Here is a 22,791-nt window from a genome sequence, read left to right on the forward strand (position 1 = left end):
TATTAGCAAATTAATTGGTTAATCTTTTGGTAAATTATATATTTGCTCGTTTTTGAAAAAAATGAATAATTAATTTTTAGTAATAATGCAGAATAAAGGACTCATTAAATTTTTTGCAATACTTTTTGCATTGGTAAGTATTTACCAACTTTCCTTCACATTTGTTACCAATAATATCGAGAGCAAGGCTAAGGCGTTTGCTAATGGCGATTCTAAGAAAGAATTGTCTTACCTTGATTCTATTAGTAAAGAAAAAGTTTTTTTAGGTCATACTTTTGATGAAGTAAGAGCTAAACAAATTAACAAAGGTCTTGACCTTGAAGGAGGAATTAACGTAATTCTTCAAATTTCAGTTAAAGACGTATTGAAAGGATTGGCGAATAATTCAAAAAATCCAGTTTTCAATAAAGCGATTGCTGAAGCAACTAAAAACAGAGAAGGAAACCAAAGTTATCTGGATGCTTTCTTCGTTGCTTTTGACAAAGAGGCAAACGGAACAACAAAATTGGCTTCACCGGAAATTTTTGGAAACAGAAATTTAAGTGATGTAATCAAATTTGATATGTCCGACGCTCAGGTGAAAACAGTATTTAGAAAAAAAGTTGACGAGTCTGTAGAAAGTGCTTTTAGAGTATTAAGAGAGCGTATCGACAAATTTGGAGTAACACAGCCTAATATCCAGAAATTAGGAGAATCTGGAAGAATCTTAGTAGAGCTTCCGGGAGCAAAAGATGTAGATCGTATTAAGAAATTATTACAAAGTACTGCACAATTAGAATTTTGGGAAACATACAAGTCTGACGAAATCGGAAACTTCCTTTTAGCAGCTAATGAAGTACTGAAAAAAACAGAAAAAGCAACAGTTGAAACGAAAGAAGCACCAAAAACTTCAGATATCGATTCATTGTTAACCAATAAAGCAAAAGATTCTGCAGCAGCTAAAAAAGGAAACAATCCTTTATTGGATTTGGCTGTAGGTGGAGGACAACAGGGAAGCCCGGTATTGGCTTACTTTAATCCTAAAGATACTGCAAAAATCAACTCTTATTTAAAAAGAGATGATATCCGTTCTTTATTACCGGCAGAGCAACGTTATGTTCGTTTTGCATGGGGTAAATTAAATCCTAAATCACCAAACGTAATTGAATTGTATGCTTTAAAAGCAAACAGAGAAGGTATTCCTCCAATGAGTGGTGGTGTTATTACGGATGCAAGAGAATCATTTGACCAGATGGGTCGTCCGTCTGTAACAATGCAGATGAATGCAACCGGTGCAAGAAAATGGGAAGAACTAACAGGAAAAGCATATACACAACAAAGTAATATTGCTATTGTTTTAGATAACATCGTTTATTCTGCTCCGGGAGTATCTTCAGGACCAATTGCAGGAGGACGTTCTGAAATTTCAGGTGTATTCGACGTAGCTGAGACAAAAGACTTAGCAAACATTTTAAGAGCAGGTAAATTACCGGCTTCTGCAGAAATTGTACAATCAGAAGTGGTAGGTCCGTCATTAGGACAGGAAGCTATCGATAACGGTATTACATCATCATTAGTAGGTTTATTATTAGTATCCCTATGGATGGTATTCTATTATGGAAAAGCAGGTTGGTTTGCAAACATCGCGTTGATCGTTAACTTATTGTTCTTATTCGGAATTTTAGCAAGCTTAGGTGCGGTATTAACCTTACCGGGTATTGCAGGTATCGTATTAACGATGGGTACGGCAGTGGATGCGAACATCATTATCTATGAAAGAGCAAAAGAAGAATTAAGGCTTGGAAAATCGTTAGATGAAGCCGTTCGGTTCTCATTCACATGGAGAGGAGCAATGTCGTCTATTACCGATGCAAACGTTACACACATCCTTACCGGTTTAGTACTATTGATTTTTGGAACAGGACCTATTAAAGGATTTGCTACAACATTATTAATTGGTATTATTACCTCATTATTTACGTCGATCTTCATTACAAGAATGTTATTAGACTGGAGCGTTAGCCGAGGTGATAAATTGCATTTCTCAACATCAATTACTAAAAACTGGTTTACAAACTTCCATTTCGATTTCTTAGGAATTAAAAAATGGACGTATTTATTCTCTGGTTTAGTAGTAGTATTAAGCTGTGTGTCGTTCGCGATTAACGGATTGGATGAAGGTGTTGACTTCGTAGGAGGTAGAACATTCCAGGTTAAATTTGAAAAAGTAATTGAGCCTTCTGAAATTGCGGATGCTTTATCGAAAGAAGAAGTTTTTGGTAGTGCGGAAGCAAAAGTATTCGGTGATGCAAATCAGCTGAAAATTACAACGAAATATAAAGTACAGGAAACCGGTTCTGAAGTTGATAAAGAAGTAAATGAAAAATTATACAACGCCTTGAAGAAATACTATTCTCAGGACTTAACGTATGACAAATTCATCAATACTTTCGACGGTAAGAAAATCGGGGTATTACAGGCTTCAAAAGTGAGTGCGGCAGTTTCAGACGATATTAAAACAAACTCTTACTGGGCAGTTTTAGGATCAATGGCAATTGTATTCCTTTACTTAATGGTTTCCTTTAGAAAATGGCAGTACTCATTAGGAGCTATTGCAGCGGTAGCACACGACGTTATCTTCGTATTGGGTATCTACTCTTTCTGTTATAAATTCATGCCATTCCACATGGAAATGGACCAGCACTTTATCGCTGCGATTCTAACAGTAATCGGATACTCGATGAACGATACCGTAATTGTATTCGACAGGGTACGTGAGTATATTGCAGGTAATACGAAAGGACATTTCAACGATATCGTAAATACCTCTATTAATACTACATTGTCCAGAACAATCAATACATCTTTAACAATGATCTTGGTATTGTTAATCATGTTCATCTTCGGAGGTGAGTCAATCCGTGGATTTATCTTTGCAATGTTAGTAGGTATTACAGTGGGTACTTATTCTTCATTATTCATCGCTACACCGGTTCTTTGTGATACGGTTACGAAGAGAGAAAGAGAAGAAATTGAAGTTCGTCACAACAAAACGGAAGAATAATAACGTATTCCGTTTATCAATAATAGAAGAGCCCGTTTTATACGGGCTCTTTTTGTATGTGAAATTTTTTAAACGGAAAAATACGCTTTGGCATTAAATTTCGTTATTTATGGTATAGTAGTTGCTATTTTAAAAAGCAAATACTTATATTTAACCCAAATAAAACGACTTATAAAACATGATTTTTAATTTTTTATTGCAAGCTAATCCTGTTTCCGCCGAACCAGTTGTAAATGAACCAGTAGTAGCCAATACAGCGGTTGAATCGGTTAATTTTTTCCAGCTGATCATGAAAGGCGGGGTCATGGTACTTCCCATTTTCATTCTTTTCTTCCTGACACTTTATATCATCATCGAACGATATTTATACATTAAGAAGCAAACCAAAATGGACAATTCGTTGCTTAATGAATTAAAATACCAGCTGAACTCCGGTAATATACAGTCGGCAGCGATGATCTGTGAAAAATCAAATACAGCCTACGGAACCGTTCTTAAGAATGGGGTGAACACTATCGGGCGTCCGATTAATGAAATAGATCTGGCCATTGAAAAAAGCGCCAATATTGAAATGGGGTTGATGGAAAAGAAATTAGGATACCTGGGTATTGTAGCCGGTATTGCACCAATCTTAGGATTTATCGGAACGATTTCCGGGGTAATTAAAATTTTCTATACGATCTCCATTACTGAAAATATCAGTATTGGTAATATTTCAGGTGGTTTATATGAAAAAATGATCAGTAGTGGTTTAGGATTAATTGTTGGGGTTATTGCGTATGCAGCCTATCACTTTTTCAATATGATGATCGACCATTTTTCATTAAATGTACAACGTCAGGGATTAGAGTTTATTAATATAATTCAACAGCCGAATAAATAATGAGAATTAAAAGAAACAGACGTTTTCACGCCGAAGTAGCTTCCTCTGCTTTGAGTGATATTATGTTCTTTTTACTGTTGTTCTTTTTGATTATCTCCACTTTGGCAAATCCGAATGTTATCAATCTGATGCTGCCCAAAGCAGAAGCAAAAGAAACAACGAACAAGCAGTTTATCAGCCTTTCCGTAACCGAAGACAAGCACTATTTTGTAGACAAACAGGAAGTGCCGTTTGAGGAACTGGAAACAAAGCTGCTGGAAAAGCTTGGTACACAGAAAGAACAGACCATAGTAGTAAGAATACCGTATAATTTACAGGTTCAGGACCTGGTGGACTTGTTACAGATAGGTGTGCGGAACAAACTCAAATTTGTAATTGCCACAGCAAAAAGCTAAAGAAAATCCCGTTTAAACGGGATTTTTTTATTTTAGAATGGTATCCTTTTTTTTCTGTTACAGAACCGGAAACCGCTTCCGTTAAATGCATATCCGGAAACCGCTTTTTTATAGAAAAAAACGTATAAAATAGCAAAAAATGTCAGAACTTTATAGGTGGAGACAGGTAGCCGTATGGCAGTGTTTAAAACCATACAATACTCCGTTTAATGCTTACTATTAAGGAAGACAATATGAAAATAGCTTACGTTTGTTATGAAATTCAGCAACGCTATATAACGGCAGATGTTGCAGATGAAGACACACTTTTATTACACTATCTGCAGGAAAAAGGGCTGGACATTACCCGCGAAATATGGACCGATTCTAAGGTGAATTGGGCAGATTATAAAACGGTTATTCTGAAAGCGCCCTGGGACTATCACGACAAGATCCGGGAATTTACAGCCTGGCTGGACCGGTTGCACAACCTTGGCATACAAATACTCAATCCGTATACCGTTGTAAAATGGAATAGCGACAAACATTATCTGAATGATATTGCAGCGGCCGGGCTCGGCGTTATTCCGTCTCTTTTTATAGAAAAAGGAGAAAAACCGGATTTTGAAATGTTTTTCAGACACTTCAACAGTGATAAAATTATCTTCAAACCCTGCATCAGTGCCGGAGCGAAAAATACGATGGTGATTACTCCGGAAAATTGTGCGTCGATCCAGAAAGACGGTCATGCCCTGTTAGCGGCGGAAGCTTTTATTGCGCAGCCTTTTATGAAAGAAATCCAGACGGAAGGCGAGTGGTCCTTTTTGTTCTTTAACGGAAAATACAGCCATTGTATTGTAAAAAAACCAAAGTCGGGCGACTTCAGGATACAGCATTATTATGGGGGCACGATCCATGACGAAGCAATCGATAAACAGTATATTGAAACGGCACAGCTATATGTCGATAAATTTGCAAAAGGATGCCTGTATGCCCGGGTGGATGGTATTATTGCAAACGGAACCTTTTTGTTAATGGAATTGGAACTGATCGAACCGTTCCTGTTTCTGGAAAAACATCCGGAAGGCTTAGCACTGTATTATGAAGCGCTAATGGCATTGTTATAGTAGTTGCTCACAGTCTAAATTATAGTAAAAGGAAAGGAATAATAATGAGGAAGGAAATAATCGGGAACAGCTTTTTTACCGTTCCGGCAGTGTTTTCAAGCACTGCAATACAACTATTGCTGGTAGTGATGCTTTTGGTTACGGCGAATAAAACACTAGGACAGGAAAATACAAAAACAATACTTGACAGGCATATTGCAAAAGGTTATGTTGGACTTTCCTATCTGAGATATGCACCGCGTGGTTTTCAGGATTACTACCTGTCCATACAGGTCAGGGAAGGAGGCGGGGCCAAAGCACTGTTGTTACAGCGCGTAAACGGAGCACTGAAAGAAATTGCAAACAACGACAAGATGTTTAACAGGGAATACCGTCCGATGCCGTCTTTTGGCGGAACGAATGAAGGCGGCGTAATGAGTATGGATCAGGATATCGTTATCTATTACAACGTATTCAATAAAGGCCAGTTTTTTGCTGTTTTCAGCCCGGATCAAAATGACGGAATGTTATACCTGGAGCGGTTCTACTCACCGGAAGTCGGTAATATCTTTAAAACACAATGCGGCACCCTGAGCTTTAAAGATTTTGATATTACCGCATTTGCGGAAAAATACCTGCTCAGGCCGGTAAAAACAATACCCAATGAAAATGAAAAGCAGCAATAAAATTACCGTCCTGTTGTTTTGGATACTCGCGATTACCGGTTTACAGAATACCGGAGCACAAACCAGAAGTGTGTTTCAGGAAAACTTCACAAAGCAGCAGCTTAGCAAAAAATGGAATACAGTAAATGGCGATTGGCAGGTTAAAGAAGGGACGGTTATCGGAAACCGAAACAAAGAGTGGGCAATACTGGTCAGCAATAAAACACTACCTGAGAATTATATCCTGACCTTTTCGACCTTAGTCGATCCAAATGCCTATTTATTTGAAGTGATTGCCAACCTTCACGAAGAAAAATATGTGGGGATATTGTTAAACCAGCTTGAAGACCGGGTAGCGATAGAAGATCGTTCGCTGTATAAGCATCCTGCAACACGATATATCGAAAGTACCGGAAATATCGGGAAACTTCCCAAGATGAAATTCCTGATGGAATACCGCTGGCTGGACTGGAAAATTCAAAAAGCCGGAAACCAGCTGTTTGTATGGCTTAATAACGAAGCGGTAATAGTGTATACCGATACGGCTGCGATTCTTAAAACAGGAGGGAAATTTGGTTTTGCGGTTAACGGTGCCGTTACACTAAAAAATATAGCCTTGTATAAAACAAAAAAGGAAGCCGCATTGCCACCGGCAGATTTTCAGATGAAAAACCCTTTTGAAAAACCGTTCTTCCTTTTCTCAGAATAAATAGGGAACGAGGGTTTTTGTTTTCTGAAATTCCGATAAATGAAATTGTATTTTTAATAAAAAACGCCCGTATTTACGGGCGTTTTTCAGGAGGGTGTTAATTTTTTATTTGCAATCATTGTATTCGTTAACAATATTAATAAGATTTTCTGTGTTTTTCAAATCAAAAGCACCATTTTTAATCTCTGCAGCTAACTTTTTACAACCGGACAGGTATTCTGCCAGTTCTGTCGACAATTTATCGTTGTTTCTTTTGTCGATCATCTGGCCCACATCCTTGTTCTTTAACCGGATTACAAAACGGTCTTCTTCAACCGGATCCACCAAAAGAGTGTTGTCTTTACTGGTGTATAACGTTTTGTAGAAATAAGCATTGTTAAAACCCAATGACATCGCATTCGATAACTTTTTCATGGCATCCCCTTTTACTTTCATGCCCTGGTAACGGGTTTCAGTACCGTCTTCATTGATAACATAAAAAGTAGTGTTGTCTTTTGCCGATAGGGTAATGGTACGCTCTTTTCCTTTTTCATTCAGGTATTTAACCGAAACGTTTTTACCATAATTGTCAATAGCATCTACTACCTGGGTATCGCCGGTCTGGTTAATATCCAGTTTTTCAAACTGGGCGGTTAACGTACCGCTGTATTTTACCCCTTTTTCATCAATGGCATAACCTTTCACGTTGTAAATGTTTTTACTTCTGTCTTTCGCCAGCTTTATTTTTTCATTCATCAGGTTGCGGTTGTAGGTTTTCGCCTGATGTCCTAAAGTAATATCGCGGTAAACCAGTTCGCCTACAAGGTCTTTGATGAAAATGGTATTATCGGGTCCAAAACGCTTTTCTGCCTGATAGGTAAACTTACTGTCGTTAAACAGGGTTACGTTTACATCATTATTGGCATTACCGGTAGCATTAGCCGTCGCCACCAGAACGTTGTCCAGATCGTAAATGCTGATGGTGTTATTGCTGCCAAAAGCGGTATAGCCAGACGAAATTGCTTTTCCTACAATAGTGGTACCGGCTGTTCCGCCAAAAAGGATCGTACCGTCGTTTTTAACAAAAGGTTTGTATCGGGCTATTTTATCCTGTTTGTCTTTTTTGGAAGCCACCGCTTCTACTTTTGCTTTCAGGGATTTATCGCTGATGCTTTCTCTTTTCGTGGCAAAGAAAGCCTCTATTTTTTGTTTGTTGAAACCGTTAGCGTCAAATAAACCGTATTTAACAGTTAGTAAATGCAGTACTATTTTCGTTGGGCTCAACGAATTGATCAGTACCTCATAAGGGATTTCTGTTTGCTGGGAACCGTCGGCAGAAGTAACAAGCAGCCATTGGTTGATAATGGTTTGCCCTTCCGACATGCCTTTGTATTCCACGGTAAATTGTTTTGCGCCGTTTAAGTCGAATAATTCATACTGGTCACGAACCTGATCTTTCAGGATGGCAACTTCTTTTTCATCAATCAGAACACGGTCTTTTTTTGTTTTGATCTTTTGGGAAAAAGAAATCAGGGGGCATAAAAGAAGGAGAAGAATAATTTTTTTCATGTTTGGATTTTAGGATTAATTGAGGATAATAACTAAAGCACCAAATATAGGATATAAAATTTCATAACATATTGATTTATATGTAGAAATAACGAAAAAAAACACTCGCGAATAACGAGTGTTTTTTAATATTGTATTTTGAGTGGCCTTTATACCGCGCCGGCTATCGCTGCAAAATCGTCAGCTTTTAATGCCGCACCGCCAATCAGTCCGCCGTCTACGTCCGGTTTTGAGAAAATTTCTTTTGCATTTTCAGGTTTAACGCTGCCACCGTACAAAATAGATACGTTTTCTGCCACTTCCTTACCGTATTTGTCGGCTATGGTCTGACGGATAAACTGGTGCATTTCCTGAGCCTGATCCGGTGTTGCTGTTTCTCCGGTTCCGATAGCCCAAACCGGCTCATAAGCCAGCACAATGTTTTCCCAGGCTTTGGCATCCAGATGGAACAAACCGTCTTTCAGCTGGTTTTCAACAATATTGAAATGCTGTTTGCTTTGGCGGTCTTTTAGTTCTTCTCCAAAACAAAAAATAATACGCATGTCGTGTTTTAAGGCTGTATCGGCTTTATTGGCTAATAACGCATCCGTTTCATGGAAATAAGCACGTCTTTCGGAGTGCCCCAGTATCACGGTGCTCACACCGATGCTTTTTAACATGTCGGCAGAAATTTCGCCGGTAAAAGCACCGCCTTCTGCCTGGTGCATGTTTTGTGCAGCCACGCCAATATTGGTGAATTCTAAATGTTGCACGGCCGAAGCCAGGTTTACAAACGTTGGCGCAACAATAATCTCTACCTCTTTATCAGCAGGAAGTTTGTCGATTAATTCGTTTAATAAGTCTTCGGTTTCAAATGCATTTTTGTGCATTTTCCAGTTTCCTGCAACAATACTATGTCTCATTATTTTAAAGTTTTTAATGTCGTAATCAGCGTTTCATCGTCAGCTTCAATAGCTTTGAATAACGCAATTTTTCCTTTTTTGTCCACTACCATATAGCGGGGAATCCAGTCCAGTTTTATCGATTTGCCAAAAGCACCTTTCATACCGTCGGTTAAGAGGTAGTGTTCTCCTTTTACATTGTATTTTTCAATACCTTTTTTCCAGGCTTCCGGTGTTTTATCGGCAGAAATGAAAAGGTACACTACATCTGTAAATTCATTTTGTAGGTTCACCACTTTCGGCATGCCTTTAATACAGTCCGGGCACCAGGAAGCCCAAACGTCAACCACTACGGTTTTGCCTTTGTATTTCTTTAAAACATCTTTAAAGCTGATCTCGCTACCCTCCGGGGTAACCATTTTGTAATCCAGACTCTCTTTGGAGAATTCTTTCGGTGTTTGTGCATTGGTACAGCCAATTGTCATAAACAAAGTTAAAACGAAGGCAATTATGTTTCTCATAAAATGGGGTTTAAAATTTATTTCAGCTATAAAAGTATAAAATCTTATGTGAAGAAAATGTTATTGTAATTTGATTTTCGGATCCAGATAAGCATAAATGATGTCTACCAGGATATTGATCACGACAAAAGTTGCCGCAATAACCAGAACAGCGCCCATAATTACCGGTAAATCCAGGGTATTCAAGGCATCAACAATTTCTTTTCCAAGGCCGTTCCATCCGAAGATATATTCGACAAAAACGGCTCCGGCCAACATGGAGGCAAACCAGCCGGATATAGCGGTAACCACCGGATTTAAAGCGTTTTTCAGCGCGTGTTTCCGGATAATGCGGATTTCACTTAAACCTTTGGCACGGGCGGTACGGATGTAATCCTGGCTCATGACTTCCAGTAAAGAGTTTCGCATCAGCTGAATCACAACACCCAAAGGGCGGATTCCTAAAACAACAGCCGGCAGTATAATGTTTTTCCACTGAATATAAGTTCCGTTTCCAAAATCGTCTACTTCATATAGGCTTCCGGTCATGTTTAAATGCGTATAACGGTGCAGCAGAAAACCAAAAAACCAGGCAAATAAGATAGCACTGAAAAAAGAAGGAATACTCATTCCTAAAGTGCTCACCAAAGCAATAAAACGATCCAGCCAGGTATCTTTATAAATGGCGGAAACCACACCCAGTATGATCCCGATAACAATCGCGATCACAATGGCAAAGAAAGCCAGAACTGCCGTATTGGGCAGGGTATCTCCGATAACCTGCGATACTTTCTTACCGCTTTTCTGGAAACTTTCCCTTAAATAAGGGGTTTTTAAAACCACCTGGTTGCTGCCAATGGCAAACAGGGAAACAGCATTGTATTTTCCTTCGGAAAGGAAGGTGTACTCATCGCTGTTTTTGCTGTGAAACGAAATGGGGGACAAGTCGTTCAGGTAGTAAAGGTATTGTGTTCCAACCGGTTTGTTGAAACCGTATTTCTTTTTAACCAGCGCCAGCTGCTCTGAATTTTCATTCTGATCGAGCATCATTCGTGCCGGATCGCCGGGCAGGACATTGAATAAAAAGAATATGACTGTTATCACTCCGAAAAGTGTTAACAGTGCATATCCGATTTTATGGAACAGGTATTGTATCATGTAAATGCTGTTTTATTTCAAAACAACATCGGCAATGTCATTCCAGTGCAGTTTCTGTACGATGGTTCCTTTTTCGAGAACAACAATGCTCGGGTTTGCTCTTTCAATCGTTTTTAAAGCGGTACCGTCACAGAAATAATAGTCAAACGTTAATTTGTTATCGGCTTTTGCTTTTTGGATCGTTTCATCATTTGAAGCAGTCATACCAATAACTTTATAGCCTTTTGCTGCCGCTTCTTTAGAGAATGCTTCCACTCTTTTTAAGCCTTCCGCATTTGCTTTGGTCAGATCATAAGAAATAAACATAATCAGTTTTGGCTCGTTCAGCATGGCTTCGGTAAAATTCTCCCCGTCTTTTTCAATGGAAAAATCGTGAATAGGCGGCTCGTATCCTTTAGAGATCAGTTTATCGTCACGACGAACAAATTCGGCACCAGCCGGCAGGTTCATCAGCTGTTTGTCTGTAAAAGTCTGTTCCGCTCCGTTTACTTTGTATACAAAATTCATTTCATAGACTGATTGCGGAGCGCCTTCCGGAATTTCCATTCCTTTCTGAATGTTGGTTCCTACTTTATAGGCTCTGAAATCTTTTAACGGCAAATGGTTCAGTACGTAATACCCCATAAACAAACACAGCGAATAGCTCACAAATACGGTTAGTGCACCAACAGTACTGCTAAACAGCGGTTTGATCAGTTTCTGGTTAAAGAATAAAATCAGGATGAATACTAACAGTACAATATCTTTAGTAAAGGATTCCCACGGTGTCAGTTTCAGGGCATCTCCAAAACAACCGCAATCGGTTACCTTGTTGAAATAAGCAGAGTAGAAGGTCAGGAAAGTAAAGAAGACAATCATGAGCAGCAAACTCCACATGGTAAATTTCGGTTTAAAGCCCAGAAGCAGCGCGACACCCAGAACCACTTCAAAAACCACTACAAAAACGGCAATGATTAAAGCGTAGGGAATCAGGAAAGGCATATTCAGGACATTCTCAGCAAAATATTCTTCCAGCTTGAAGGAAAACCCCATAGGGTCGTTTAGTTTTATTAAGCCGGATATGATAAATAAAATGCCGACGAACAGGCGTGAAAAGGAAACTAAATATTTCATAACGGTATCTAAAAATTAGTGTATTCGGTTGGATTTGGAAGGCATTGTAAAGCCATCCGTTTTAAGCTGCTTTTCCCAAATGGATTAACGCAAAAACAGCATAGTTCAACATGTCCTGGTAATTGGCATCAATACCTTCGGAAACCAGTGTTTTACCTTTGTTGTCTTCAATCTGCTTCACACGCAGCAGTTTCTGTAAAATCAAATCGGTTAACGAGCTCACCCGCAAATCGCGCCATGCTTCACCATAATCGTGATTTTTGGCTTCCATCAGTTCTTTGCAGATCTTTACTTTTTCATCATACAGGACAACCGCTTTGTCAATATCCAGATCCGGCTGGTCGGCAACGCCTAAATCCAGCTGAATCAAAGCCATAATCGAATAGTTGATGATTCCGATAAATTCGGAGGTTTCATCTTCATTGACTTTTCGAACCTCATTTTCCTGAAGACTGCGGATTCGCTGGGCTTTAATAAAAATCTGATCGGTCAGGGAAGGCAAACGCAATATACGCCACGCACTTCCGTAATCTTTCATTTTATTGCTGTATAGATTTCTGCAAATTGTAATAACCTTATCAAATTCCTGAGAAGTATTGCTCATTTTCTGTATATCTTTGTATGATAATTTTTTCAAAAATAAGGATTTTTTTCAGACGAAAGGAAATACTAAATCCGGAACGGCCTTTCTTTCCTGAAATCAAATTGTAATTAAATGACAATCAACTGTAAAGGTAAACTTATTGATTTGACTTCCCCGAAATGTATGGGGATTTTAAACAGTACGCCCGATTCGTTTTTTGACGGTGGAAAATATAAAAGCGACGCTGATTTTTTAAATCAGGTAGATAAAATGCTTACTGAAGGCGCAACGTTTATTGATATCGGTGCGTATTCGTCCCGTCCGAATGCCAATTTTGTGACAGAACAGGAAGAAATTGACCGTATTGTTCCGGTGGTTCGTTTAATTACCAGCCGGTTTCCGGAAGCAATACTTTCGATAGATACTTTCCGGGCTAAAGTAGCCGAAGCAGGTGTGGCACATGGTGCTGCAATCATTAACGATATATCCGGCGGTTTGCTGGACGAAAAAATGCTGGAAACGGCGGCAGCCTTACAGGTTCCGTATATCATGATGCACATGCGGGGTACGCCGCAAACGATGCATTCGCTAACGGAGTATAACGATATTGTTAAGGAAATGCTGCTGTATTTTTCCGAAAGGATAGCCCGGGCCAGAAGTCTGGGTATAAACGATATTATTATCGATCCCGGTTTCGGTTTTGCCAAGACCGTGGAACAAAATTATGAAGTACTGCAAAAACTGGAATTATTCCGGATTTTAGAATTACCTTTAGTATCGGCAATATCCCGGAAATCGATGATTTATAAAACATTGGATACTACTCCTGCGGAATCACTGAACGGAACCACCGTTTTGAATACGGTTTCCCTGCTGAAAGGAGCAAAAATTCTGAGGGTTCACGATGTTAAAGAAGCAATGGAATGCATACAACTGGTTGGTAAAATACAATAAGATATGATGAAATACGGAATGATTTTAGCGTTTTTGATGTTGTTGTCCTGCGGTAAGGACAAAGAGATTTTGTTACCCAAATCGAATACAACACTGGTTAAGGATATCGAAGATATTTCTCCGATTTATATTTTATTCCAGAAGAAAGGCAACGATACGATAGCCGAAGTAGACAAACAGACCATTATTTCCACTACAAACTGGGTATTCAATGTAGACAAGCGTCTTCCGTTGAAACAGGTGCTGCCGGAAGTGATCAAACTGCAAAACAGAAAAGGGCAGCAAAGCGGTAAAGACAAAAAGGAAAACTATTATTCGTATGCCGACAGTATCGGTAAGAATATGGCGTTTATTCCTTTTACCCAAGTGGTTTATTCTCTGGAAAAGCAAAAAGAATTTGAAGACCAGCAGGCGGCTACTCTGATTGTAAGATTTGACAAACACAATAAGCTGACCTGTAACGGCAGTGATTTAAAACTGTCAACCTTTAAAGAAAGCCTGCAGCATTTTTACAGTGACAAACCCATTGTTATTTACCTGCATTTTGACAAAGAACTACCGTATGAATTTTATATAACCGATAAAATATTCCTGGCTGGTTTAAAACTGAACAATGTTACGTTTTCGGCTAAGGAGTATGTTTATTGATGGTGATACGGCTCGTTGCGTAAAATGGTAAAACCCCTGTACAATTGCTCAATAAAGAACAGGCGCACCATTTGATGCGAAAAGGTCATGGAAGAAAGCGATATCTTTCCCTGTGCTTTTTTGTAAACTGTTTCAGAAAATCCGTAAGGACCGCCAATAACGAATACTAAGGTTTTAACACCGGAATTCATCTTTTTCTGCAACTCTTCGGAAAAACCGACACTGGAAAACGTTTTTCCGTTTTCGTCTAATAAAATCAGCTGATCGGTTGCCGAAAGCCGCGCTAATATCAGTTCCCCTTCTTTTTCTTTTTGCTGGCTTTCCGATAGGTTTTTGACATTTTTGATATCCGGAATGATCTCCAGGTCAAATTTGATATAAAACGACAAACGTTTGATATAATCGTCAATTAAAATCTGCAGGGACTTGTTGTCGGTTTTGCCAATAGCAAGAAGCTTTATATTCATTTTAGCGGTATTTCTGCAAAAATATAAAGAAGTTGGTCTTGAACCATATTCCTGCTGTAAAATCGTTGGTTTAGTTCGTGATGTGAACTTTTCTGGCAGATTTTATCCATTTGCCTTTAACCAGTTTTTCCTCTGTTATCTCAAGGGTGTTATCTTCAGAAAGGGAAAAGGATTCTTCATAGAAGTACACTTTAACCAGTTCTCCGTTCCGGTATTTATAATGCTCTGTTCCGTGAGTTCCGGCACTGGCCCGGTAAAAAGATAGTATTGTTTTGGTTTTGCTGTCAATCTGCAACTGCGGTAAGTAGGAAAGGATTTCATCAAATTCGAACTGTTTGGTTTTGGGATTGAAGATAAAGATGTTGGAGGTATTGTTCGGGCCGGCTCCGCCAGTGTAAGCGCTGGTGAGGATGTCGGGATAACCGTCAAAATTACAATCGATTAAACGGATAAATCCGCTGATGTTCTCTCCGGAATAACTGATTCCGCATGCAATGTCGAACTGCTGTACCCGTTTGTTGGTTTTGGTATCCATTACTTTGATCGCAATAGGAAGCAGCATGCCTTCTTCGGCGGTATCTGTCGTGGTGTTGACAAAGAAATAATAATCGGCTGTTTTTTCATTTTGGATAACCCAGTGTGGCGGGTACATGTCATCTTTCAGGATATAGCCGTTTGTTTCCACTAAATAGCTGCGGTATTGCGGTTGCTGATCATATAAATATCGCCCTACCGGACTGTCATCCCATTCTGTTTTTTGCGTAAACGTACTCACGCTGAACCAATCGTCATCGGCTTCTTTTACAGCCATATAGTCACCGTATTTAAGACTGCCGATTTTAGGTCCGGTATTGCTGCGGTGCTGGTATACCGGCACTTGAAGAGTATCGTTATTTCTGAGGATATCAATAAAATGGTGATTGAAACCGGTATGTTGTTCGAATTTTTCGGTAGGCTGGTTGATCGTCAGGTGGTAACGCTGTTCGACCGTTTTGCCTTTTGGCGTGATAATCGTATCCTGAGTGATTGTCTGTACAAGTGTATTGTTTTGGTCGTAGTAGTCCCCTTTTTTCAGCGGAACCCGGCAGGCTCCGATCCGGAAAGTATTTGGATAAAGCCTGAAATAGCAGGCGTCGCGCCAATAGTGATAATTAAAGTTCTGGTCGGCGGAATAATTCGTTAGTGTGGTGTCTTTAAGTGTGGTATAAAGACCTCCCAGGGTGTAATGTAACTGCTCCCGGCTGCCGTCTTTTAGTGTGGCAAATCCCAGATCGGTCTGTCCGTCATACGAAACTTCAGGATCAATAATAAAAAGGATCTTTAATTGTTTTTTAAGGGAATCTACCGCTACTATGGCATGCTGAATGTTTGCTTCTGTAAAACCGGGAATGTGCATGGCATTATAGGTAACCGAAGTATAATCGCGATAGAGGGATTTTTTAGAGGGAACAGCACTTAATTCCTGAATGCGGTAAATCCCGGAAGCGGGTATTTGAGAAAAAGCGGAAAAGGCAATAAAAAGCAGGCAGAATGAGTATAAAAATGATTTCATGGCATTTACGGATATAGTACTATAAAGATACTAAAAAGGAATCTTTTAGTGTACTGTAAATGCTAAGAATTAGCGTTCCGCCTCAATGATAATCAGTCTTTTAACACGAAGGATCAGTTCTTTCGGATTGAATGGCTTGGCAATGAAATCGTCGGCTCCTAACTTGAAACCGTTGGTAACCGTATTTTCTTCTTCTCCTAAAGCGGAAAGGATGATAACCGGAATGTTTTTGTAGTTTTCTTTTACAAAATTAGTAACCTCAAGCCCGGATTTAAAAGGAAGCATTACATCGGTAATGACTAAATCGGGTTGTAAGGACGGGATTTTTTCAATAGCCTCAGCACCATCTTTGGCTATCGTCAGGCTGTAACCTTCTTTTCTGAGGATAAACTCAAGGATATTAATAGTAAGATTGTCGTCTTCGACAATTAAGATTTTCTTTACAGAACTCATGGGGTAAATCTGTTAAAAATAATTGTGGTTTTATTTTTTGCAAAAATATAGCTAATTAACGTAAAGGAGGGCGCTTTTTTGTTAATTAACATAATGTTAGTGCATTAAAAACGATATTGCAGGCTAAAATTGATTTCGGTTTCGTTTTGTTTCCGTCCCGGTGCATATTCCTGGTTGTTGTAATTTACCAGTATGCCGGTCAGGTAATGCTCCCCGAAAACGCGGTAATAGCCGGCTCCGATTCTATAGGAATTCAACGCAATCCGCTGTTCCAGCTGCCCCTGTATGGATCGTTCATCCGGAGAAGTGCCGTAACCCAGTAACACGGTGGCATAATCAAATCGCGTATTGAAATAGTAACGGGAAGTCAGCGTAAAAGCCGGGTATACTTTGCTGTCCTGGTTTTGAATATAGGTTCTTAAATTAAGCCAGTAGGAGCCCAGGTATTTGCCGACACCAATAACGGCAGCCTTTAGATTTTCGTCTATGGTCTGGGTGTAGCGGATGCCTAAATCAGCCTCCCAGCCTTTTTTAAAGTTGTAGTAAAAAGAATAACCCAGTCGCCATTTCGGAAAAACGATATCGTCGCTATAGGCCACTCCGGCATAGGAATAGGCATTCTTTCCGGTAAAGAAATAGGTTTCCCCTTCATATTGTACACCGTTGGCTATGGAAGCGCCTTCAGACAGACGATTGGCATAATTCACCCGTCCGATCAGTGAGCCCCATTTGCGTTCCCGGATGTATTGCAAACTTCCCAGGTGCCACGGACCTACACCGGCACGGTCAAAAACAGTCAGGCTATAATTCACGCCAATGCGGTCTGTATTGTTCTTGGTGTCCATCAGGAATAACTGCTGTCTGATACCGGCATCGGCAGGAAATTTCTTTTCCAGCACTTTCAGGTAATCATGAACTTTGTCGTCCTCTTTTTGTAACTGGTAGATGGCCAGTTTTTTTAAATAGTAATTTTTATTTTCCGGATACAGTTCGATTGCCCGGTCTGCTACTTTTTCGGCAGCGGTGTAATTCCTGGCATCGATCTCCAATTGCGTAAGGTAGCCGAAAGCCTCTTCATATTTTTCATTTTTGGCAAGCACGTGCTGATAGTAAAACCGGGCACTGTCAACTGCCTGCGTCAGCTGGTAAGCGCGTCCCAGTAATAAATGGAAATCGAGATAATCCGGCGCTAATTTGATTCCCAATTGCGCTTTTCGGATGGCTTCGGTATAATTTTTATTCGGATTGATTTCTTTGGCGGCACGCACCAGTAAACTGTCTGTATCGATTTTCTGTGCCATGGTTTTACCGGCTGTGAAAATAAAAACAGTTATAAAAAGTATCCTGAAAAATTTAGTTTGTTTCATGCTCTTTTGTTGTTTCACTTTTAAAACCCAGTCGGGGCATATCACCCCATTTTTGTTCTTTCTGTCTGAAAAATTGCCAATATCCTTTCAGGGAAGCATAAATGTTTACCGGATGGTAAGCAAAAGGCTCTATAAAAGCCATTCCGATCAGGATCAGTATTTCTTTTAAATTGGCATAATTGCGATACAATATTTCATCTAAAAAGATAGAAACCAGGGTTAGTATCAGATAGAATAAATATACAAATAAAGTAATGTAAAACAGAAAAATATAGTCAATATCCAGGATGTAAAAGCCTATTAATAATGAGAAAATACCCAAAACTTCGAGGATGGGAACCATGAACTCAAACGTAAAGAAATAGGGCAGTACCAGGAAAGCGGTTCTTCCGTATTTCGGGTTGAAAAACATGGTGCGGTGAATGTAAAGGGTCTGAACCAGTCCTCTTGCCCATCGGCTGCGTTGGCGGATCAACACCTTGGCAGAAGCCGGAACTTCGGTCCAGCAAAGGGATTCCGGAATGTATTTGATGGCAAATTTTTGTTTGGTGTCATACATATACTTACGCATACGGGTAATTAACTCCATATCTTCCCCCAGTGATTTGTGCCAATAACCGCCGGCTGCAACGGCAACTCCCTTGTCAAACATCCCCAGTCCGCCGGAAACAAGCAGCAGCCCGTTAATCTGGCTCCAGGCCATTCTTCCGAACAGGAATGCACGAACATATTCCAGCTCCTGGAAACGGGCGAACCAATTGGTCGGGAAATGGATTTTAACCAGAAAACCGTCTTTTACTTCGCAGGAATTGGAAATCCGGATACCGGCTCCGGTTGCAATCACTTTGCGCTTGCTTTCCATGAACGGTTTTGCCAGCTTGATAATGGTATCTTTCTTTAAAATACAATCCACATCGGTACACAGGAATAGCGGATGCTTGGCGGAGTTAATCCCGGCATTGGAAGCATCGGCTTTACTTTTTCCGTTCTTTTTGTCCACTACCAGCAGTTTGGAATAAATCGGGTTGGTAGATTTGTAATGACCGTAAACTTTCTGGGTTTTTATTTTTTCTTCATAGTAAAAATCGACCTTAACAAGCTGAAATTCACGGATGAGTTTTTCTAAGGTGTCGTCTTTACTGCCGTCATTCACAATGATTACCTCAAAATTCGGATAGGTAAGAGAAAGCAGGGATTTTACATTGGAAACAATGGTAGCCCCTTCATTATATGCCGGAGCCACTACCGAAACACCAATCATGTTATTGGATTTTACCAATAAATCGTCATGAATAAAATATTTGGCATTAAGGTGTTTCTTAATGGCAAAATAGGACAATATCGCCAGAAAGAGGTAAAACAGTATATAACTGGACGAAAAAACCGCGACAAATGTTTCGTAGAAATTTTCGAAAATCTCCAAATAAACTCTCGAAATCATAGGTAAGGATTTTTAACGTGTTTTTTAATTTTAATGACCTCAAAATTTTCTTTGAAGTTTGATTTCAGGTAAGAAGAATCAATCGCATCCAATGTCCTTACGGCGTGTATTTTTGTTTCGGCATTAATGGATCGGTGCAGGTAATCGTCTATAAAGGCAATGGTTTTGGAACTGCCGATAACAGCCAGAGTCTGCAAAATAGCAATTTTATTAGCATTATCCTCACTGCCGAACAGATCGATAAGCCTGGATTCGGCTTCAAGAAGATACAGTTCCTTGATGGCAATGATAACTTCCTGCCGGATCATTTTATTTTCGGAGTTCAGTAATTCCAATAATGCCTCCTGTTCTGCCGTATAGTTGTAATACACCATAAAACGGATGCCTAATTTCACGATAGAAGGGTTTTGGGCCGTAATCCAGTCCTTGATGTTTTTAGGAATCGGGAACTTTTTATGATGGAGCAGGTCCATTACTTTCAGCTCATCAATAAGCGAGATCTCGTATGGATAGGTGCTTAAAAAATCCAGTTTTTTTGAAGTCAGGGAAATAAAGGCGATAAAGGCATTCGAACGCAGTATCGTGTTTTTATGATCCAGGAATTTTTTAACGTAATTTTCTCCTTCTTCATATTCCAGGATCTGGTAATGGTAAATTCCTTTGCATTTCACATACCAGCGGCTACTGTGAATCAGCTTTTTGCTGAAATGCTGCAGGCCGAAACTTTTGTAAATATCCAGGATTGGAGCGGTTACTTCGCCTTTGATGTTTTGTTTCAGTTCAATGATACAGTTGGTCACCATACTTTTGCACCAGGCCTTGCGAAACGGGATTTCTTTTTTAAAAGCGGCAATCCGGCTGTCGTAGTTTTCGGCATCGGTAAAAAGCAGCTTCGTCAGGAAATCGTTTATCTTTTGTTTTATGGCTTTCCGGTACTGCCGGTTATAGCCATAGGCAATACGATCGCTTATCGTTACCGTTATTACAATAATAAGAAACAGAACTAAAACGGGGACTAAAAAGTTAATTAAATAGTATTTAAATACTTCCAAACTAATAATTTAGGTGAGCGGCAAAGATAGTTAATTTTAGCGTTTTCCGGCGTTAAAATTTTCTAAAAAGCCCTGAGTTATATAGCGGAATGCCCTATTTTACTGGAAATGAATAAGACATACTGCCGTTGGTGAAAATATGAAATTGAAAGATTTTACTTATTTGTGAATATATTGTGAGTTAAGAAAAGGCTTTGTTACAGATGAAACTGTTTTTTAGATATTACCACTTTTAAACGGATCAATATAGAGGCAATTCCGGAACATTTCAATTTGTTGTAAAGCAAGATAAATCCTTGATTGATCGTAATATTTATACAAATATAAGTACGAAAAATATTTATAAATAAAAGATGCCTTTTGATGAGTTCCATTTTTTTTTGAATATTTTTGGAACAATAAAACGCAGGAACCTTTATAAATCTATCGCACGGAATAGGTTTATTACAGGAAGCGTTGTTTGGTGTATATAAATTAGCTTCAATTTTAAAATGATGATATATAAATATCTGACATTTGGTATTGCCATAACGTTTATTTCCTGGATAGTGGGAATGGCTGTAAATGCTGTTTTGAGAAAAACGGAATACTACAATAAAAGCCTGTCAAATCTGAATTTCATTGAAAATGAAAAATGGAACAAGTTTATTGGACTTGGCATTTTCAAGTGGATTGTAAAGAATACATTTTTTAAATTTTTCAATCAGAAACTGAAGCTGAAAAAGAAAATTGAAAAGACCGAATTAAATAATTTACGGAATGAAATGACCATTTCTGAAATAGACCATTTAATCGGATTTGGTTTTGTCGCTGTTTTCGCCTTAGTGAAAGTCTGGAATTCCTACTACTTATTTGGCTTGGTTATTATGATCGTTAATATATTGATGAATTTATATCCGTCTTTATTGCAACAGGAAAATAAAAGAAGAATTGACAAACTGATGAAAAAACTGTAGCTGGCAGGAGGTAGGAGTACTTCTGTTAAGCATTTGTACAAATTAACACCGGTTTCCGCTACATTGCCAAACGGCAACGCTAACAATATTTATGAACCTTATAATATTAAAATAAAAAATGAATGATAAGATTAATGTATTAATTATTGTGACGATAATCTCCTTGTTCATTTCATTATTTCTTGTCTTTTTTCTGCTTACAGTGAAAACAAAGCACAAGATAAGTAACACTCTTTTTGCTGTTTTTTTACTACTAACCGCACTGGATAGCATTGATCCTTTATTAAGCTTAGTGGTTAATAATCCTTCAAATCCGGGCATGCTTAAAAATACATTTGCGTTTCTGCAGCTTCCTGTTTTTTATCTGTATGTGTTATCGGTTAGTTATTCCGATTTTAAGCTTAAACCAAAAGATGCAATACACCTGCTTCCGTTTTTAATTGTAAATGGAATTTTGCTGCCTCGTTTTTACACGGTAGACCTTGCTTCTAAAATCAGTTTTCTGAAGCATCGTCAGGATATGATCGAACTACAGCTCACGCATATTCTATTTCATATTCAGGTTGTGGTATACATGATTGCCGTTTTTATGATATTACGAAAAACCAAAAAACTATATCTTGAAAATAATGCCGGCACAAACATCAATTCCTATAACTGGTTGTTTCAGTTTACGATTGTACTGACTGTTTTATACCTGATTACCCTTGTAAAAAACATTTTTAAATTTTCGGATTATCCAAACATCTCCGAGTGGATCAGAATCGGACTCTTGTTATTCCAGCTGTTTATCATTTGCTGGTACTTATATAAAGCACTGAACAATCCCGGTTTGTTCCGGAATATAGATTCAAAACTAAAACTGGTCAAGGATATCATTTCGGAAGAAAAAAAGAGTGAGCAGGTAACGGTAAATGAAAAAGAGTATGATGAAGAGTTGCTTAAATTAAAGAAGTATATGCTTGAAAAAAAGCCATTTCTCAATCCTTCATTAACAATTCAGGATGTTTCTAAAGATATTGAAATTCCTGTCCGGGAGTTGTCGCTTTTAATCAATCATAAATTAGAACAGCATTTTTACGATTTTGTGAATACCTATCGCATCGAGAATGCGATGGAGATTTTAAAAGATGCTACAAAAAGTAAGCTGACTATTTTAGAAATTCTGTACCATGTAGGTTTTAATTCCAAATCTTCTTTTAATACGGCTTTTAAAAAACACACCGGTAATACACCTACGGCTTATCGTAAGGGTTTGTAAAACAGGTTTTTGTAATTATTCGTACGGTTGTTTTGAGTTACTCGTACTTATTTTTCCGGACAAATGCGTTCGACTGT

The 22,791-nt window shown here is 38.8% G+C and carries 22 protein-coding genes; 10 read left to right on the forward strand and 12 right to left on the reverse strand.

Annotated elements, in window-relative coordinates:
- The first annotated feature begins 85 nt into the window (after window positions 1–85).
- From secDF to B3394_RS08325, 6 genes are all read left to right on the forward strand, one after another.
- Entirely contained in the window at window positions 86–3,043 is a 2,958-nt protein-coding gene (gene secDF / locus B3394_RS08300) for a protein translocase subunit SecDF (RefSeq protein ID WP_286915075.1), read from the forward strand.
- A gap of 178 nt (window positions 3,044–3,221) precedes the next feature.
- Complete coding sequence (locus B3394_RS08305) at window positions 3,222–3,926, forward strand: MotA/TolQ/ExbB proton channel family protein (protein WP_177735795.1); 705 nt, start codon at window positions 3,222–3,224, stop codon at window positions 3,924–3,926.
- Window positions 3,926–4,321, forward strand: coding sequence for an ExbD/TolR family protein (locus B3394_RS08310; RefSeq protein WP_177735794.1), 396 nt, complete (start codon window positions 3,926–3,928; stop codon window positions 4,319–4,321). Before B3394_RS08305 ends, B3394_RS08310 begins: the two co-directional genes overlap by 1 nt.
- A gap of 209 nt (window positions 4,322–4,530) precedes the next feature.
- Complete coding sequence (locus B3394_RS08315) at window positions 4,531–5,427, forward strand: ATP-grasp domain-containing protein (RefSeq protein ID WP_286915077.1); 897 nt, start codon at window positions 4,531–4,533, stop codon at window positions 5,425–5,427.
- A gap of 44 nt (window positions 5,428–5,471) precedes the next feature.
- Window positions 5,472–6,092, forward strand: a complete 621-nt coding sequence (locus tag B3394_RS08320) for a hypothetical protein (RefSeq protein ID WP_286915084.1) — start codon at window positions 5,472–5,474, stop codon at window positions 6,090–6,092.
- Entirely contained in the window at window positions 6,070–6,780 is a 711-nt protein-coding gene (locus B3394_RS08325; protein WP_286915085.1) for a hypothetical protein, read from the forward strand. The genes B3394_RS08320 and B3394_RS08325 overlap by 23 nt, the downstream gene beginning before the upstream one ends.
- Before the next feature lie 105 nt (window positions 6,781–6,885).
- Here the strand turns inward: B3394_RS08325 and B3394_RS08330 are convergent, their stop codons facing one another.
- The 6 genes from B3394_RS08330 to B3394_RS08355 all read right to left on the reverse strand — a co-directional run bounded on the left by B3394_RS08330 (window position 6,886) and on the right by B3394_RS08355 (window position 12,584).
- The gene (locus B3394_RS08330) at window positions 6,886–8,328 is read right to left on the reverse strand and encodes a hypothetical protein (protein WP_286915089.1); all 1,443 of its coding nucleotides are present in this window, start codon (window positions 8,326–8,328) and stop codon (window positions 6,886–6,888) included.
- Between the two features lie 149 nt (window positions 8,329–8,477).
- The gene (gene tpiA / locus B3394_RS08335; RefSeq protein WP_273243803.1) at window positions 8,478–9,230 is read right to left on the reverse strand and encodes a triose-phosphate isomerase; all 753 of its coding nucleotides are present in this window, start codon (window positions 9,228–9,230) and stop codon (window positions 8,478–8,480) included.
- The gene (locus B3394_RS08340; RefSeq protein WP_177735784.1) at window positions 9,230–9,730 is read right to left on the reverse strand and encodes a TlpA family protein disulfide reductase; all 501 of its coding nucleotides are present in this window, start codon (window positions 9,728–9,730) and stop codon (window positions 9,230–9,232) included. Before B3394_RS08340 ends, tpiA begins: the two co-directional genes overlap by 1 nt.
- 60 nt (window positions 9,731–9,790) lie before the next feature.
- Window positions 9,791–10,867 carry an ABC transporter permease gene (locus B3394_RS08345; RefSeq protein ID WP_286915096.1) on the reverse strand — a complete coding sequence of 359 codons (1,077 nt, stop codon included), beginning with the start codon at window positions 10,865–10,867 and terminating at the stop codon, window positions 9,791–9,793.
- Between the two features lie 12 nt (window positions 10,868–10,879).
- Window positions 10,880–11,980, reverse strand: coding sequence for a BT_3928 family protein (locus tag B3394_RS08350; protein ID WP_286915101.1), 1,101 nt, complete (start codon window positions 11,978–11,980; stop codon window positions 10,880–10,882).
- A 61-nt stretch (window positions 11,981–12,041) separates the two neighbouring features.
- Window positions 12,042–12,584 (reverse strand): DUF1599 domain-containing protein, encoded by a 543-nt coding sequence (locus B3394_RS08355; RefSeq protein WP_286916013.1) that lies wholly within the window; start codon window positions 12,582–12,584, stop codon window positions 12,042–12,044.
- 111 nt (window positions 12,585–12,695) lie between these two features.
- Here B3394_RS08355 and folP point away from each other — a divergent pair, with 111 nt between their 5' ends.
- The gene (gene folP / locus B3394_RS08360; protein ID WP_286915106.1) at window positions 12,696–13,517 is read left to right on the forward strand and encodes a dihydropteroate synthase; all 822 of its coding nucleotides are present in this window, start codon (window positions 12,696–12,698) and stop codon (window positions 13,515–13,517) included.
- A gap of 3 nt (window positions 13,518–13,520) precedes the next feature.
- Complete coding sequence (locus B3394_RS08365) at window positions 13,521–14,165, forward strand: hypothetical protein (protein ID WP_246297010.1); 645 nt, start codon at window positions 13,521–13,523, stop codon at window positions 14,163–14,165.
- On the opposite strand, the gene rlmH is transcribed toward B3394_RS08365, so the two are convergent.
- From rlmH to B3394_RS08395, 6 genes are all read right to left on the reverse strand, one after another.
- A complete protein-coding gene (gene rlmH / locus B3394_RS08370; RefSeq protein ID WP_177735776.1) occupies window positions 14,159–14,632 on the reverse strand; it encodes a 23S rRNA (pseudouridine(1915)-N(3))-methyltransferase RlmH in 474 nt (157 codons plus the stop codon). The genes B3394_RS08365 and rlmH overlap by 7 nt on opposite strands.
- A 70-nt stretch (window positions 14,633–14,702) precedes the next feature.
- On the reverse strand, window positions 14,703–16,184 hold the full coding sequence (locus B3394_RS08375; protein ID WP_286915109.1) for an XAC2610-related protein: 1,482 nt from the start codon (window positions 16,182–16,184) through the stop codon (window positions 14,703–14,705).
- Window positions 16,185–16,253: 69 nt separating this feature from the next.
- Window positions 16,254–16,637 (reverse strand): response regulator transcription factor, encoded by a 384-nt coding sequence (locus B3394_RS08380; RefSeq protein ID WP_286915114.1) that lies wholly within the window; start codon window positions 16,635–16,637, stop codon window positions 16,254–16,256.
- Between the two features lie 104 nt (window positions 16,638–16,741).
- Window positions 16,742–18,004 (reverse strand): YaiO family outer membrane beta-barrel protein, encoded by a 1,263-nt coding sequence (locus tag B3394_RS08385; protein WP_286915120.1) that lies wholly within the window; start codon window positions 18,002–18,004, stop codon window positions 16,742–16,744.
- Window positions 17,991–19,445 carry a glycosyltransferase family 2 protein gene (locus B3394_RS08390; RefSeq protein WP_177735768.1) on the reverse strand — a complete coding sequence of 485 codons (1,455 nt, stop codon included), beginning with the start codon at window positions 19,443–19,445 and terminating at the stop codon, window positions 17,991–17,993. Before B3394_RS08390 ends, B3394_RS08385 begins: the two co-directional genes overlap by 14 nt.
- Window positions 19,442–20,497, reverse strand: coding sequence for a HEAT repeat domain-containing protein (locus B3394_RS08395; protein ID WP_286915131.1), 1,056 nt, complete (start codon window positions 20,495–20,497; stop codon window positions 19,442–19,444). Before B3394_RS08395 ends, B3394_RS08390 begins: the two co-directional genes overlap by 4 nt.
- 491 nt (window positions 20,498–20,988) lie before the next feature.
- Between B3394_RS08395 and B3394_RS08400 the strand changes: the two genes are divergently transcribed.
- Together B3394_RS08400 and B3394_RS08405 are read left to right on the forward strand one after the other, a co-directional pair.
- Window positions 20,989–21,453 (forward strand): hypothetical protein, encoded by a 465-nt coding sequence (locus tag B3394_RS08400; protein WP_246297009.1) that lies wholly within the window; start codon window positions 20,989–20,991, stop codon window positions 21,451–21,453.
- A gap of 118 nt (window positions 21,454–21,571) precedes the next feature.
- A complete protein-coding gene (locus B3394_RS08405) occupies window positions 21,572–22,714 on the forward strand; it encodes a helix-turn-helix domain-containing protein (RefSeq protein WP_286915137.1) in 1,143 nt (380 codons plus the stop codon).
- Window positions 22,715–22,791 lie beyond the last annotated feature (77 nt).

The organism is Flavobacterium sp. UBA4197, from assembly GCF_002379575.1.
Taxonomy (GTDB): domain Bacteria; phylum Bacteroidota; class Bacteroidia; order Flavobacteriales; family Flavobacteriaceae; genus Flavobacterium; species Flavobacterium inviolabile.